10 protein-coding genes are annotated in these 16,212 nt (G+C 61.7%); 9 read left to right on the forward strand and 1 reads right to left on the reverse strand.

Annotated features, from left to right (window positions below; genetic code table 11):
• Positions 1 to 328: 328 nt before the first annotated feature.
• From Pan216_RS09580 to gyrA, 3 genes are all read left to right on the forward strand, one after another.
• Entirely contained in the window at positions 329 to 2,335 is a 2,007-nt protein-coding gene (locus tag Pan216_RS09580) for an ABC transporter ATP-binding protein (RefSeq protein WP_145257779.1), read from the forward strand.
• Between the two features lie 227 nt (positions 2,336 to 2,562).
• Entirely contained in the window at positions 2,563 to 3,024 is a 462-nt protein-coding gene (locus Pan216_RS09585; RefSeq protein ID WP_145257780.1) for a DUF1569 domain-containing protein, read from the forward strand.
• Positions 3,025 to 3,236: 212 nt separating this feature from the next.
• Complete coding sequence (gene gyrA, locus Pan216_RS09590; RefSeq protein ID WP_419193457.1) at positions 3,237 to 5,975, forward strand: DNA gyrase subunit A; 2,739 nt, start codon at positions 3,237 to 3,239, stop codon at positions 5,973 to 5,975.
• A gap of 347 nt (positions 5,976 to 6,322) precedes the next feature.
• Here the strand turns inward: gyrA and Pan216_RS09595 are convergent, their stop codons facing one another.
• Positions 6,323 to 7,456 carry an adenylate/guanylate cyclase domain-containing protein gene (locus Pan216_RS09595; RefSeq protein ID WP_145257781.1) on the reverse strand — a complete coding sequence of 378 codons (1,134 nt, stop codon included), beginning with the start codon at positions 7,454 to 7,456 and terminating at the stop codon, positions 6,323 to 6,325.
• Positions 7,457 to 7,667: 211 nt separating this feature from the next.
• On the opposite strand from Pan216_RS09595, the gene Pan216_RS09600 reads away from it, so the two are divergent.
• The 6 genes from Pan216_RS09600 (at position 7,668) to Pan216_RS09625 (ending at position 16,211) form a co-directional block, all read left to right on the forward strand.
• Positions 7,668 to 8,438 (forward strand): STAS domain-containing protein, encoded by a 771-nt coding sequence (locus tag Pan216_RS09600; protein WP_419193458.1) that lies wholly within the window; start codon positions 7,668 to 7,670, stop codon positions 8,436 to 8,438.
• Complete coding sequence (locus Pan216_RS09605; RefSeq protein ID WP_145257783.1) at positions 8,438 to 11,347, forward strand: hybrid sensor histidine kinase/response regulator; 2,910 nt, start codon at positions 8,438 to 8,440, stop codon at positions 11,345 to 11,347. The genes Pan216_RS09600 and Pan216_RS09605 overlap by 1 nt, the downstream gene beginning before the upstream one ends.
• Positions 11,344 to 11,877 carry a chemotaxis protein CheW gene (locus Pan216_RS09610; RefSeq protein WP_419193459.1) on the forward strand — a complete coding sequence of 178 codons (534 nt, stop codon included), beginning with the start codon at positions 11,344 to 11,346 and terminating at the stop codon, positions 11,875 to 11,877. The genes Pan216_RS09605 and Pan216_RS09610 overlap by 4 nt, the downstream gene beginning before the upstream one ends.
• 71 nt (positions 11,878 to 11,948) lie before the next feature.
• Positions 11,949 to 14,210: a HAMP domain-containing methyl-accepting chemotaxis protein gene (locus tag Pan216_RS09615; RefSeq protein WP_145257784.1), complete on the forward strand. Its 2,262-nt coding sequence runs from the start codon at positions 11,949 to 11,951 to the stop codon at positions 14,208 to 14,210.
• Between the two features lie 47 nt (positions 14,211 to 14,257).
• Positions 14,258 to 15,343 carry a chemotaxis-specific protein-glutamate methyltransferase CheB gene (gene cheB / locus Pan216_RS09620; protein ID WP_419193460.1) on the forward strand — a complete coding sequence of 362 codons (1,086 nt, stop codon included), beginning with the start codon at positions 14,258 to 14,260 and terminating at the stop codon, positions 15,341 to 15,343.
• Between the two features lies 1 nt (position 15,344).
• Positions 15,345 to 16,211: a CheR family methyltransferase gene (locus tag Pan216_RS09625; RefSeq protein ID WP_419193461.1), complete on the forward strand. Its 867-nt coding sequence runs from the start codon at positions 15,345 to 15,347 to the stop codon at positions 16,209 to 16,211.
• The last annotated feature ends 1 nt before the right edge of the window (position 16,212 follow it).

Below are 16,212 nucleotides of genomic sequence, written 5' to 3' on the forward strand. Positions count from 1 at the left end.
GCCAACCTCCGCGTCGAAGAGAACTCGACGAATCAACGGATTCGCCTACGTTTCTTCTCCTTGATCTTGGCCGAGATTCTTCGTTCTCGCCTCGGCTCGCTCACTTCAACAGCCTGCTAATCCTTGGCGACAAATGTGTCAATGAACGGGCTGGGGAAAGCAGAGTGTCAACGTCTTGGCAAATCGCCTTGTCGAGTTTCAGCCCAGGCGTTATTCCTCATCCGGCTTGGGAGACGGGGTAGGGATTGCCCCAGTCGCGGGCGATCTTCTTCCGAACATCGCTCTCGGCATCTCCAGGATTGAACCTTTCGGGCGGGATGGACGCTCCATGCGCAATTTCCGGCGGGCACTAGGATTCGCCTGGCCCTATCGTTGGCGAATGGCGGGCTCGCTCATGTCCGGTTTGGTGGTGGCCCTCTTCTGGGGCGCCAACATCAGCTTTATCTATCCTCTGCTAACGATCCTGCTTGACAACAAGACCCTGACGATTTGGGTCGATCAGACTATTCAGGCTGAAGAGAAGCAGATTGGCAAGCTCCAGTCCGAGATCGAACAACTCGGCGGAGAGATTGATGAGGCGACCAAATCGGCTGATGCGAAGGCGGGAACGCTCGCGGCTCGACTCGGGCGGCGCGAACGCCAGCTTGGGTGGCGAGAGTACTGGCTCAAGTGGTACGCGTGGGCTCGTCCCTACGTCGCCGCCTACACGCCCAGCGACAGCTTTCTGACTCTCTGTCTCCTCATGCTCTGCGTGTTAGTGGGGCTGGTCATCAAGAGTCTGTTTGAGTTTCTTCAGATCTACTTCGCCGGTTCGGTCGTTCACCTGACGGTCTTCGACTTGAGGAAACGCTTCTTCCGCAAGTCGATCGGGCTCGATCTTGGGCACTTTACCGATCGCGGCACGCACGAGTTGCTCGCTCGATTCACCAGCGACATCGAGTCGCTCGCCAGCGGGCTGCGCGCCCTTCTGGGCAAGGTGATGCTCGAGCCGCTCAAGGCCTTTAGCTGCCTCTTCTTCGCATGCATGTTCAACTGGCGCTTGACGTTGCTGGTGCTCGTCCTCTTTCCGGTTGCCGCGGTCTTGATGGGAGTGATCGGGCGCTATCTCAAGCGGGTGTCGCGCCGCAACCTCGAGAGCATGGCGCGGATCTACAAGATCCTCCAGGAGTCCTTTCTCGGCATTCGCGTCGTCAAGGCGTTCACGATGGAACGCTACGAACGCCGCCGCTTCTACGTCGAGGCGAAACGTTACTACGGTCAGTCGATGAAGTTGATTCGTACCGAGGCTCTTTCTCGTCCGTTGCTCGAGTTCCTGTCCGTGGTCGGCATCTTCAGCGCCCTGTTGGCCGGATCGTACCTGGTGATGACCGGGAAGACGCACGTCTTCGGCGTCCGGCTCACGAACGATCCGCTCGATCAGAGCCTCTTGCTGACTTTCTACGCGTTGATTGCGGGGATGTGTGAGCCGCTACGGAAGGTCTTCAGCGTCTATGCCCGCGTCCAGCGTGGGATCGCGGCGTCCGAACGCATCTTCCAATGCATGGATCGGCCGAATCGCGTCGAATCCAAGCCGGGTAGCCCCGCGCTGCCGATTCACCATCGCAGCGTCGAGATTCGCGACGTCTCGTTCGGCTACAATGCGGACAAGCGGGTTCTCGACGGGATCAACCTCAAGGTCAACTACGGCGAAACGATCGCCATCGTCGGCATGACCGGCTGCGGGAAGACGAGTCTCATCAACCTGTTGCCACGGTTTTACGACCCGCAGGATGGGCAGATCCTCATTGATGGCAAGGACATCCGCGACGTCTCGCTTCGGAGCGTTCGCGAGCAGATGGGCATCGTCACCCAGCACACGATCCTCTTTGACGACACGATTTTCAACAACATCGCCTACGGACGCCGTGAGGTGACCCAGGAGGAAGTTCGCGCCGCCGCGGAAGCGGCGTATGCTCACCGATTCATCGAGGAGTTGCCCGAGGGCTACCATACTCGGATCGGCGAGATGGGCGGCACCCTCAGTGGGGGACAACGCCAGCGGATCGCGCTGGCACGGGCGATCCTTCGCGATCCTTCGATCCTCATTCTCGATGAGGCGACCAGCTCGCTTGACGTCGAGAGCGAATCGCTCATCCACAAGGCTCTGAGCAACTTCACGCGGAACCGAACGACCTTCATCGTGACCCACCGTCTGAGCACACTCGACATCGCCGATCGCATCGCGGTTGTTCACCATGGTCGAGTCGAAGCGGTCGGGACGCATCAAGAGGTACTTCGCTTGAGTCCCATCTACCGTCGGCTTCACGAAGTGCAAGCCAAGGGCGCATCCGCGTAAGCCCTTTGGCCGCCTGGTCTTCGCGTCGGGCGGCCGCATGCCTCGGGGCTTCTTCCCAACACCCTCTCGACACGATCCGTTGCCAACCGCGGTGCTGGGCGCGTAGAACGCCCAGTGCTGCGACAGGCTCGCGACGCGAGGTTTCCTGGGCGATTACTTGCCAGGGAGACGTGTCAGCGGACTTTTCGGCCAAGTTTCAGCGACCGATAGGGCACGGGGAGTGATTCATGCAACGGCGCGAGTTGGATTTCCAATCATTCGGCGAGATCGTAGCGGAAATCGATCGTCTCCAGGAGCACGGCTATCAGCAAGTCGGCCATTGGAATCTCGGGCAAACGTGCCAGCACTTGCGTGTCGTCTTCGTCGGGTCGATGGCCGATGTCCCGATCAAGGCGCCGTGGATTGTTCGTACGTTCATTGCTCCCTTCGCGTTACGGAAAATTCTCAAGTCGCGGCGGATGCCCGAAGGCGTCAAGCTCCCTCACTCCTCGTTGGCTCCCAAGGACGATGTCGACGAGGGAAAGATGGTCAGTCGCTTCAAGAAATCGATCGAGACCTTCGAGAAGTTTGACGGAGCGCTCAACGATCACCCCTTCTTTGGCAAGCTGGATAAGGAGCAATGGAGCCAGATTCATCTTATCCATAGCACCCATCATCTCTCTTTTCTTGTCCCGAACGAGACTTCTTAGAGCCTCCCGACTGGCAAAGACGCCCAAGATGTGCCCAAAGTTGCGCGCATCTGTCCGAATTCGTCGCGATTCTGTCGCGTAAGTTGATGATTTGGGTGTGTTTATGTCGGGAATCGGCTTTGAGTTTGTCTCTTCGCAGAAGATGAAACAATCCTCAAAAACTCGTAGTAATAGCGGTTTGACCGACACCGATTGTTGAGCGGAAGGACCGAATGTCGACCGACGATCCAGGCAACGGCGAATCCGAACAAGAGTCTCCTAGCAACACCCCTGAGAGCGACGCCGCCGTCGACGGAACCGCTGACGAGGGACTGCAGGAACTGCAGATCGATGAAGATCTGCGGGAGAGCTATCTTTCCTACGCGATGAGCGTCATCATCAGCCGGGCGCTGCCGGAGTCGCGCGACGGGTTGAAGCCCTCCCAACGACGCATCCTCCTGTCGATGTCCGACCTCAATCTTGGATCAAGGTCCAAGGAATCCAAGTGCGCCCGCATTTGTGGCGACGCTAGCGGCAAGTACCACCCGCACGGCGAAAGTGTCGTCTATCCGACGCTCGTGCGGATGGTCCAGCCCTTCAACACGCGCTATCCGCTGATCAGCGGGCAGGGCAACTTCGGGTCGATCGACGGTCTTCCTCCCGCCGCGATGCGGTACACGGAGGCGAAACTCTCTCCCATTGCCGAAGAGATGCTCGCCGACATCGAGAAAGACACCGTCGACACCATCCCGAACTACGACGAGTCGCGCGAAGAAGCGGTCGTTCTCCCCTCACGGTTCCCGAACCTGATTTGTAACGGTTCGCAGGGCATCGCGGTCGGGATGGCGACGAGTATCCCGCCGCATAACCTCTCGGAAATCAGCGACGCGTGCGTCCTGTTGATCGACAACCCCGAAACGACCTTCGCGGAACTGTTGCAGTGCGTCCCAGGGCCGGACTTCCCCACCGGGGGAATCATTCGCGGTCGCCGTGGGATCATTGAGGGCTATCGCACGGGTCGCTCGACGATCACGCTGCGGGCCAAGACCCATTTCGAGGAGGTCAAGGGGGGCCGGACGAACATCATCGTCACCGAGCTTCCCTACATGCAGCAGAAAATTCGCTTGATCCAAAAGATCGCCCAAGCGGTCAAGGACGACCGGATCCCGGGGATTTCCAACGTCCAGGATCACTCCAATCGCAAGGGGATCCGCATCGTCATCGAGCTCAAGCGCGATGCCGATCCCAACATCGTCGAGAACCAACTCTTCCAGTTCACGCCGCTGCAGGACACGTTCAGCGTCATCATGCTCTCGCTGGTCAATAGCCGGCCGCAGACGCTCAGTCTCAAGCAGATGCTCACCGAGTTTATCCAGCACCGCGTCACCGTTATCCGGCGCCGTACGCAGTACCTCTTGCGAAAGGCTCGCCATCGGGCCCACGTCGTCGAAGGGCTCTTGATCGCCCTTTCCAGCATCGACGAGGTGATCGAACGGATTCGCCGCTCATCCGACGTGCCCGACGCCCGCCAGGCGCTGCTCGATCTCGAGGTCTCGGCGGAACTGCTCAGTCGGGCGCTGGGCGACGAGGGTTTCACCGCGTTCCAAGCGATCATGGGCGTCCAGGCTTCCTACAACCTCACGCGAGTCCAGGCCGATCAGATCTTGCAGATGCAGCTCCAGCGACTGACCGCGCTGGAGCAAGACAAGCTCCTCAAGGAGTACGAGAGTCTCCGCGACGAAATCACCGAGTACGAGCGTCTCTTGGGCGACGAGAAGAACATTCTCGCCGTCGTTCGCGAGGACATGCTCGAGCTGAAGCGGAAGTACGGCGATCCCCGACGGACGGAGATCACCGAATTCGACGGCGACATCGATCTCGAGGATCTCATCCCCGATGAGACCAATGTCGTGACCGTCAGCCACGCCGGCTATATCAAGCGTCTGCACCTGGATACCTACCGCACCCAGGGACGTGGCGGTCGCGGGATCACCGGCGGGCAGACCAAGGAAGGGGACTTTCTCGCCGACGTCTTCACCGCGTCGACCCACAACTACTTGCTCTTCTTCACCGATTTGGGTCGCTGTCACTGGCTCAAGGTCTACGACATCCCCTCCTTGTCACGCACCAGCCAAGGTCGGGCGATCGTCAACTTGCTCAACCTGCGCCCCGATGAGAAGATCACAAGCTATCTGCCGATTAGCGAGTTCGACGAACGGTTCCTCTTGATGGTCACGCGGCGCGGGATCGTCAAAAAGACCCCGCTGGAGGCCTTCAGTCGTCCTCGCAAAGAGGGCATCATCGCCGTCAATCTCGACGAGAACGATCAGTTGGTCCGTGTGCTGCTCGTCGGCGATGGCAATGACGTGATCCTGAGTACAGCGCGGGGCATGTCGATTCGCTTCGCCCAAACCGATGTTCGCAGCATGGGACGGACCGCGCACGGCGTGCGCGGCATCGACCTGCAAGGCGAGGATGTTGTCGTCGGCGGCGTCGTGATCCATGAGGGCGACGCGCTGCTTACCGTCTGCGAGCACGGCTTCGGCAAGCGGACGCCCTACGAGGAGTACCGGACCCAGCGGCGCGGCGGCAAGGGGCTCATCGATATTAAGACCACCGAACGCAACGGTCCGGTGGTCGCGGTCGCTTCCGTCAGCGACGACGACGACGTCATGTTCATCTCCGCGGGCGGCATGGTCGTTCGCATCTCCGCCAAGGATATCTCGACGATCGGCCGCAACACGCAAGGCGTCACCCTGATGCGGATCGGTTCGGAGGACCGCGTTGTCTCGGTCGCGAAGATCGCCAGCGAGGATGTTCAGGTCAACGGCGACGAGGAGGGTGACGACCCGAACGCCACCGACCCGAGCGCCAACGGATCGGGGACCGAAGGCTCGGAGACCGATGCTCCGAGCACCGAACAAACCGAGACGCCTCCCGCCGAGGGTGAGAGCACGGGAGAAGAGGAGTAAACTCGTTCATCGCCCGGCGACTCGCCACACGCGCGAGGAATTGTCTTGCGGTGCCAAGCGTTCCTCACCTCTCCCGGACAGCCTGACCAAGACGGATGAGGGGATGGACGGCCGGAGAATTGGGGCGGCTCGACGAAGGAATGCCCCCTCACCCCTAACCCCTCTCCCACGGGGAGAGGGGAATTAAAGGCTTTCTCCCACGGGGAGAGGGGAATTAAAGGCTTTCTCCCACGGGGAGAGGGGAATTAAAGGCTTTCTCCCACGGGGAGAGGGGAATTAAAGGCTTTCTCCCACGGGGAGAGGGGAACTCTAAGACTTGGCCGTTCGAGGTCGATAACACTGCGAATTCAGTCGCTCGCGGCAAGCGGGCCTTCGAGCAGGTAGACCTTCATCTCTCCTTTGCCTTTCACCTTGATCTCACCGCGATCCTCAAACGAAAAGCGGTCCTTGATGAGTTCGTACGTCGATTCGGAGACCTGGACCGAGCCGGGGATGCCGTGCGACTCCATTCGGCTGGCAGTGTTCACCGTGTCCCCCCATAGGTCGTAGATGAACTTCTTGCGACCGATCACCCCCGCGACCACCGGCCCCGAGTTCATGCCGATGCGGATGTTGAGTTTGCTTCCGACGAGCTCGTTGATGCGCTTGACCTCTTCGAGCATCGACAATGCGAAGTGGGCGGCTGCTTCGGCATGATCCTCGCGCGGCGTCGGTAGGCCCGAGCAGGCCATGTACGCGTCGCCGATCGTCTTGATCTTCTCGAGATCGAAATACTCGACCTGATGATCGAAGGCGGAGAAGAGCTGGTTGAGCCGATCGACCAGCGCGACCGGAGAGATCTGGGCGGACATTTCCGTGAATCCACAGATGTCGCCGAAGAGGACGGTCGCTTCGGGAAAACTTTCCGCGATCGTTCCCTGGCCCTGCTTCAACCGTTCGGCGATCGGCTGGGGCAGGACGTTGAGCAGGAGCCTTTCCGACTTGGCTCGTTCCTGTTCGATGCGGACATTCGCCTCTTGGAGAGCCGCGAACGCTTCGTTTCGCTGGAGCAAGTGGATGTAGCCGGTGGAGTGGTGCCGAATTCGGGCGACGAGTTCGATCTTGTCGGGAAGCTTGACCAGGTAGTCGCTGGCGCCGAGCGCGAAGGCTTCGGCCTTGACGACAGGCTCCTCCTTGGAGGAGAGGACGATGACCGGGACTTCTTTCGTCGCGCCATTGGCGCGGTAGAACCGTAAGAGCATCAAGCCGTCGGCATCGGGCATGACGAGATCCTGGAGGATCACCGTCGGTTCGAGCTCCTTGGCGAGCGGGATCGCTTCACCCGCGTCGGTGCAAAAGTGGAAGTCGATATCTTCCTGGTCTTGCAGCATTCGCCGGACCGCCTCGCCGACCATTGGCTGGTCGTCGATCATCAAGACGGTGGTGGTGTGGCTACGCACGCGCGTCAGCGTCGGATCGGTGGGACTCGTCGCTTGAGCCATGGATCGTTCCCAATGGTTCGCCAGCCCGGACGGTGGGACTCGCTCGGTTCACGTTATACAGGAAAGAGGAGCGGATAGGTGGGGTCGATCGGCTCGAAGCGTCTCGTGTCGCGAGCACGCCTTTCTCCCAGGTGACGCCGAGCATACACTGTGTCTGACATCTTGCTCGCACGAAACCCCGAGATGCCGCACTGGACGAGGGAGCCGCTCCTTGAGCCCGCGACTTGGCAACGACGATCAGCCGATGCTCGAACTCTTTCGGGCGGAGCTTGAGACGCATACGGAAGTACTCAGCGAAGGCTTGCTCCGGCTCGAAAAGGAACCGAGTCGCGGCGACCAGATCGAGTCGATGATGCGCGCGGCCCACTCGATCAAGGGAGCGGCGCGGATTGTCGGGATCGAGGAGGCCGTCCGCGTCGCCCACGTCATGGAGGACATGTTTGTCGCGGTCGGTCGGGGTGACTTCGTGCTCAACGGCAACGCCGTCGACGCCCTGCTCGGCGGATTGGACATGCTCACGCGGATCGGCGAGGAAGTCGGTGAGGAGACCTCCGAGGAGATCTCCCTCGACGCCGAGAACGCCGCCGCGGCGATCCAGGCACTTCGTGAGGGGGGCGGTGAGCCTGCCGAGCCGGAGCCGATGCCCGAGGTCAGCACGCCGAGCGAGCCGGCTCCCGCGGAGGACCGTTCCTGCTCGTTGTCGCCGGGGGGGGATCTCGACGAGGCGGCGGCCGCCGACTTGCGCCACGCGTTGCTCGAGTATCTCGGCGAGGGAAACACCCACTACCGACTCGATTTGGCCAACGTCCGGGAGATTCATCCAACCGCGCTGTCGGTCTTGGTTCAGTTCGCCCGTAAGGCGGGGCAACAGCGCGACATTGAGCTGCAGGTCGTGGGGGCGCGGGACGCGGTGGCCGACCTCTTTCGCTCCTTTGGCCTCGATCGGCAGTTTCGGCTTCCGAGCCAGGGAGGTCGAGCGTAATGGACAAGGCGTCGCGTCGTTCCGACTTCGTGAGCGAGGCTCGCGAGCACCTCCGCGGTGCCGAGTCGGAACTCTTGGCCCTGGAGAAGGACAGCGGGGCGTCGATGCGCGAGCGGCACGACCGTTTGGTCCGGGCCGTCCATTCGATCAAGGGGGGAGCCGGGCTCTGTGGATTGGAGACGATCGCTCGACTCGCCCACGCCATCGAGTCGTCCTTCGAAGTCAGCTATCACGAAGGCGCCCCGCTCCAGAGCGACGAGATCGAGACGCTCTTGTCCGCGATCGACCGTCTCGGGGCGCTTGTCGACGATATCGACAACAGCGACGACGCCGACATCTCGGCATTGCTTGTGCGGTTGCAGCGGCCCGGAGTGGCGAGCGAAGTTTACATCGAGTTCGGGGCTCTTCCCTCGGACATGACGCTGTCCAGTTCCCGTTTGGACGAAATGACGCGGCACGGAGAGCACCTCTTTTACCTCGAGGTCAATCTCGGTGAGTTCGCGAAGCAAACCGGACGGGGAACGGTACGGCTATTGAGCGATCTCCGAAATCTCGGCCGTCTCGAGGCCACGGCACTCGACGTGGAGGACTTCGACCTTTCGCTGGGGTTGCCGCGCGAGTCGCCCAAGGCGCGTCTGCTGCTCTCGTCGCTTCATTGCCGACTGGAGTTGGTCAACAAGACGCTGGTCCCGAACACGAGTCTTCGCCAAGTCAGGTTTCCGAAGTCGTCGACACCCGCCGCGCCGGCCCCGGGAACGCGCGGGGACGCGAAGGGTTCCTCCGATCGAGTCTCGCACGTTCGCATCTCGGTCGACTTGCTCGATCAGTTGATGAATCTCGCGGGGGAATTGGTCCTGGTTCGCAACCAGATGCTTTCGATCGTCAAAAAGGAACGGCTCAACCTTCGTGGAATGGTCAAACGCCTCAGCGGTGTGACGACCGAAATTCAAGAGACCGTGATGCAGACCCGCATGCAGCCGGTTGCCAATCTCTTCAACCGGTTTCCTCGAGTGGTGCGCGACCTCGCCCGCGAACTGGGTAAGCGGATCGACCTGTCGATCAGCGGTGGCGAGGTCGAACTCGACAAGTCGATTCTCGAGTCCCTCGCCGATCCACTGACCCACATGATTCGCAATAGCTGCGATCACGGCATCGGCACCGTCGAGCAACGCTTGAGTGCCGGGAAGACGGAAGCGGGCCAGATCCACTTGGGCGCGACCCACGAGGGGGGGCAGATCAGCATCGCCATTGAGGACGACGGTCGTGGCATCGAGCCCGAGCGCATCAAGCGAAAGGCGATGGACCTCGGCCTTCGCACCGAGGCCGAACTCGAGGCGATGAACCAGCACGAGGTGCTTTCGTTGATCTTCCTTCCCGGATTCTCGACCGCCAGCTCGGTGACCAATCTTTCCGGCCGCGGGGTCGGCACCGACGTCGTGAGGACCAACATTGAGCGACTTGGAGGGAGCGTCACGGTCCACTCCGAGCCCGGCAAGGGGACGTCGATCACCCTTCGATTGCCGCTGACACTCGCGATCATTCCGTGCTTGATCGTCGTCGTCGGCAACGAGCGCTTCGCGATTCCGCAAAAGAGCGTGGAAGAAGTCGTCCGGCCGAAGTCCTCGTCACGCTCGGGCCGCATCGAGTGCGCCTACGATCAAGAGATCTACCGTTTGCGCGATCGTCTGCTTCCGCTGGTCCGGTTTCACGAGGTTCTGTGCCGCCGAAAGCCCTTTCGACCCGAGGACCGCGCGGCGCTCATTCGCAAGTACCACGGTTCCGACGAGTCGCGTTTCGACGCGGTCACCGCCGAGGAGTTCTCGCAGACCTCCGCGATCGTCGTGCTCAAGGTGGGGCGGCATCGCTACGGGTTGCTCGTCGATCGAGTCGTTGACACCGCGGAGGTCGTCGTCAAGCCGATGCAAAGTACGATGCGCTCGCTGACGTGCTACTCGGGAGCGACGATTCTCGGCGATGGCCGCGTGGCGCTCATCTTGGACGTCGACGGCATCGCGCGTCATGTCGGCATTTCGTTCGAGACCGACTCGGGTCTCGACACCACCGAGGCCGACGGGGAACCGGTCGAGCGTCAGACCGTGCTTCTCTTCAAAGCCGGGGAACAGGAGCGTTTCGCGATCCACTTGCCCGCGGTGCGCCGTATCGCGATCGTCGATCCCGCGAGGATCGAACGCGTGGGGGACAAGGAGTTCGTCACCATCGACGGCGTCGGTACCTTGGTCCTGCGACTGGACCGGCTCCTGAACGTCTCGGCCTATCCCGAACAGTCGCGCATGTACCTGATCATGCCGAAGGACCGGCGCCGTCCGGTCGGGATTCTCGCGTCCTCGATCATCGACGCCCAGACGTTGGCGGTCGATCTCAGTGTCGAGAGCTACCGCGAGGACGGCATCTTCGGATCGGCGATCGTCGGCGATCACATGACCCTCTTCGTCGATCCGCATCGGCTCAGCGAGAAAGCCGATCCGCTTTGGGCGGCCGAACACTTCGAGGAGACGCGCGTTCCCGGGATGAAGATCCTACTCGTGGAGGACACGCAGTTCTTTCGACGACTGGTCGCCGGATTTCTCGAGGATGGTGGTCATCAAGTTGTCACCGCGATCCATGGGGCCGACGCGCTGGCGAAACTCGACGAGGGGTCGTTCGACCTCATCGTCAGCGATATCGAGATGCCGCAGATGAACGGCTTCGAGTTCGCCCGCGAGGTGCGGCGCCGCGGGCTCCGCGTTCCGCTTATGGCGTTGACGACTCTCTGCAGCGACGACGATCGAGAACGGGCCCAGGAGTGCGGCTTCGACCGCTACGAGGTGAAGCTCGACCGCGAGCAGTTCATGGCGACGGTGACCGACCTGCTCGGCACGTGCGTCGCCGGAAAGGAGACGGCGCCGTGAACACGCCAAAGGAGACGGGGCGAAAGCCGTATTGCACGTTCCGGTTGGGGCGGCGGCTTTTCGGTGTCGATGTGCTCGACGTCAAAGAGATCAATACGGAAAGAGAACTGACGCCCATTCACCACGCGCCGGATGAAGTGATGGGATATGTCAATCTGCGCGGCAGCATCCACCTCGTCCTGGACATGCGGTTGATGCTCGGCATGGAACGACTCGAGATCGGTCCCGACACGAGGTTGATGGTGTTCAAGCCGTCGGCGGGCGATTCCTTCGGCGTGATGGTCGACGCGATCGGCGACATCGTCGATGTCGACGAGGACCTGGTCGAGGAACGTCGCAGCCGGGACGAGGGGCTCCCCGAGGGGGCCGAGCGGCGTCAGTTGGGAGCCGACTTCGTTTGTGGCGTTTGCCGGCTCGACGAGGAATTGTTGATGGTGGTCAACTCGCGTCAGCTCTTGCCGGCCATCGAGAAGATCATGACCATGCAGGGCGCCGCGACGACGACCCTTTCGGCGTCGCCGGAGCGTTGAGCGAGTGGCGGAGAATCGTCCGACGATGATCCGATTGGGCTACCGACTAGAGGACTAGGGGGAAACGATTCGTGAAGCACTGGCGACTGTCGATCAAGATGGGGCTGCTCATCGGCGTATTGGTGTTGACGTCGATGATGATCGCCGGGGTGGGCATCTACGGACTCGATTCCGTCAACAAGCAGCTCGTTCGCGTCGTCGGTGACACGCTCGAGAAGTTGCGACTCTCGACGGAGATTCGCACCCGGCTGCTCGAACAGATCCGGGCGGGAAAGAACGCGATTCTCTCCGAAGATGACGAACAGTCGCGACGCTACAAAAAGCGCGCCGAGGCGGAACGAGAGACCATCGACAAGACGCTCGCCGATCTCGAGCTACTCTTGGAGGCCGATGGCGAGGATCAGCAGCGCAAGTACTTGGCGGAGTTCAAGGCGTCGTGGGACGAGCTCAAGGAACAGGATCGGGAGATGCTCGAACTCGCGATCCAGAACTCGAACCTCAAAGCGACCGATCTGCATCAAAACGAGTCTTACGAGACGCTCAAGGGGTTTCAGGAGGCGCTGAGTGGGGTTCGTCGCCATGTCGAGAGCACGCAGCCGCGGCCGATCGAGGCGACTCAGACGACCTCGGGCGCCAAGACTCCCGACCGGTTCGAGGAGTTGGCCGAGGCCCAGGTCAACATCCTTCGCTGGCACGGTCTCCAAGCGTTTCATATCGACGCGCTGACGTCGCGGTCGATGGACGAATTGGAGGGGCGGATGAAGCTCCTCCAGGACCGGATCGAGGAAGAGCTGCGAATCGTGTCGGAGACCTTTCCCGAAGCGAAGGACGAGTCCGCGAAGGCTCGCGAGGCCCTGACCTCCTTCGAGGAAACCAACAGTCGCATCATCACCCATTCGCGGGCCAACAGCAATGAACTCTCCGCCCAGATGTCGATGGGCCCCCAGGAAGTCTTGCAGAAGCAAGCCGGTGAGAAGATCCAGGATCTGACGCGGAGTCTGCGCGCGGAGTTGGGCAAGGAAAAGGAGTACAGCGACTCGACCTACCGCCAAGCGACCTACGCGATTGTCGGGTTCTCGGTGGTCGGGATCGCGATTGGGCTCTTTCTCTCGCTCGCGATCAAACAGGCGATCACCGGGCCGGTGGCGGCGTGCGTTTCGATGATCCAGACGATCGCCGAAGGCGACCTGAGTCGACGACTCAACCTCGATCAGGAGGACGAGATCGGCGAGCTGGCCCACGCGATGGATTCGGTCGTCTGCTCGCTCACGCGGATCGTCGCCGACATTCGGAGCGTCTCGGGCGAGGTCAATCGGTCGGCCAACGAACTGTCGACCGTCTCGACCAACTTGCTCAGTCGTGGACAGGACGTTTCCGATCAGTCGGTGGCCGTCGCTGGGGCGACCGAGGAGATGTCGGCCAACATCAACACGATGGCCGCTTCGGCCGAGCAGATGAGCATGAACGTTGTCAGCATCTCCTCCGCCACCGAACAGATGAGCGTCAACATCGCGACGATTTCCTCAACCGCGGAACAGACGTCGACCAACGTCGGCACCGTGGCGCGGTCGATCGAGGAGATGACCAAGGCGTTCCAGGAAATCGAGAACGACGTCAAGGAGGGGTCTCGGGTTGCCAACGAGGCCTCATCGCTCGCCCAGGACGCGACCGCCTCAATGAACTCGCTCGATTCGGCCGCCAGTGAGATCAACAAAGTGACCGAGGTGATCAAGACGATCGCGCTCCAGACCAATCTCTTGGCCCTCAATGCCACCATCGAAGCGACCGCCGCCGGGGAAGCGGGCAAGGGATTCGCGGTCGTCGCCGGCGAGATCAAGGAGCTCGCTAACCAAAGTGCCCAAGCCGCCGAGGACATCGCGAGTAAAATAGAAGGGGCTCAGTCGAGCACCCGCGAGGCGGTCGCGGTGATCAAGCAAGTGGCCGAGATCATCGGAGCAATCAATCAGTCGACCAACCGGGTGGCCGAGTCGGTCGAGCGCCAAACTCGCTCGGCCAATGTCATCTCCCAGAACGTCCGCGACGCGGATAGCGGCGTGGAGAACATCGCAGTCTCGATCGCCGAAGTGGCCAAGGGAGCCAACGACACCTCCAAGAACGCGGGCGAGGCGGCCAAGGGGGCTTCCGACATGTCCAGAAACACCGGCGAGGCCGCAAGAACGGCGGTCGAGATCTCGCGAAACATACACAGCGTGAGCGAGTCGAGCCGGGAGAACGTCGAGAGCTCCCGCAAAGTCAGTGCCTCCTCGGCGGAGTTGTCCCGCATCGCCGCGGAGCTTCAACGGCTTGTCGAACGCTTCAAGCTCGAGGGATGACTTTCGGCTCAGGGAAGGAGAGAGCACGGATGACGATGGAGGCGTGTGTGACGTCGCCGTTGCGCTTGTTGATCGTTGATGACTCGCGGATCTTTCGCGAGGCGTTTCGCGAGATCGTCGCTCCGCTGCCCGGAGTGGAAGTGGTCGGATCGGTCTGGAACGGAGTCAAAGCGCTCGAATACCTCCGAGCCAACCCCGTCGATCTGGTCACCCTCGATCTCCAGATGCCGCAGATGGATGGTCTCGAAACACTTCGGGCGATTCAGCGACTCAACGGGTCGCGACCGGATGATCCTCCCGTCGGGGTGCTGCTGGTCAGCGCCTATTCGCGTCAGGGAGCCGAGGTTACCATCAAGGCGCTCGAGGCGGGAGCGTTCGACTTCGTCTGTAAGCCGAGCGGCCCCCACGGCGTCACCGACATCGACCGCATCCGGCGCAGCGTCTCGGAGAAGCTCCGGGCCTACGCTTCCCAACGGGATGTCGGCACCGTCAGCGCGCAGGTCCCTGCCCCGATTGCCGCGCCGCCGATCGCTCATCGCTTTGACCGCGAGATCGAGGGAATATTCATCGCGGTCTCGACGGGAGGTCCGCAAGCGCTCACGTTCCTGCTTCCCGAGCTGAGCCGGGTGACTCGTGCTCCCATTTTCGTCGCGCAGCATCTTCCCGCGGAGTTTACCCCTTTTCTCGCGAAGAGTCTCGACGCCAAGTGTCCCGCTCGCGTCGTCGTCGCCAGTGACGATGAGCCGGTCGAAGCGGGAACGATCTACATCGCGCCGGGGGGACGCAACCTGCTCCTGCGGAAACGCCAGGGCATGATCCGCACCGGGATCAACGATCTTCCCTCCGAGTCGGGCTGCCGGCCGTCAGCCGACATTCTCTTTCGGTCGGCGGCGCCGGTTTTGGGGCAGAACGCGGTGGCGTGTGTCCTGACCGGCATGGGACACGACGGAACCGAGGGACTCAGGGCACTCCGGCGTGCCGGGGCGTACGTTCTCGCCCAGGATGAGGAGAGTAGCGTTGTCTGGGGGATGCCCGGAAGCGCGGTCGCCGCCGGCTTGGTCGATCGCGTCGTGCCGATCTCGGAGATCGCCGAGGTCATCTCGGCGTTGGCCCACCATCCGGGAGCAAGCTGACTTGGCGCTCTCGACCTCCGACTTCCAAGCCCTGAGGGACTACATTCGCCGCATCTGCGGGATGTCGATTCCCGACGGGAAGGAATACCTCATCGAGCAACGACTCGGGCCGATCGCGCGTAAGCATGGCTGCGCCGATCTGAGCGAGTTTCGGAACCGCATGCTTGGCTACGACTCCTTCCAGCTTCGCGATGAGGTCATCGATGCGATCACAACGCGGGAGACTTGCTTCTTTCGCGACGAACACCCGTTCGAGGCCCTGCGCGAACTGGTCCTGCCACGCCTGACCGCGTGCGCGCCCACGGGCCAAGGTGGCGTCGACTCGGAGGAGAAGACGGTGTCGGTATGGTGCGTCGCCTCGGCGAGTGGCCAGGAACCCTACAGCCTCGCGATGCTCATCGATGAGTTCGCGGGCTCGCGCCATCAGGGTGCGGGCCTCAACGCCTTTTCGATCCTCGCCACCGACATTTCCAATGAGGCCATCCGGCGAGCGCGTCGGGGGATCTATCGACGGGCGGAGATCGAGCGCGGTCTTTCGGCCGAGCGAATCGAGGCCTACGTGAGCCGGTGCGACGAGAGCTACCAGATCTGCCCGCGGCTTCGGGGGCACGTCGAGTTCCGCCGCTGCAATCTCGCCGAGCCCTTCGTGACCCTGGGCCGGTTCGATCTCGTGCTTTGCCGAAACGTGTTGATCTACTTCGATCCACCGATGCAACGGAGCGTGATCGAACAGATCGACCTTATGCTGAATCCGGGCGGCTATCTCTTGCTCGGAGCGGCGGAGAGCCTCTATGGCGTGCCGGTGACCTTGGAGTCCCTACGGCATCGCGACACGATTCTCTATCGCAAGCCGGTCGCGGCGACGTGAC

Source organism: Kolteria novifilia, assembly GCA_007748055.1.
In the GTDB taxonomy this organism is placed as follows: domain Bacteria; phylum Planctomycetota; class Planctomycetia; order Kolteriales; family Kolteriaceae; genus Kolteria; species Kolteria novifilia.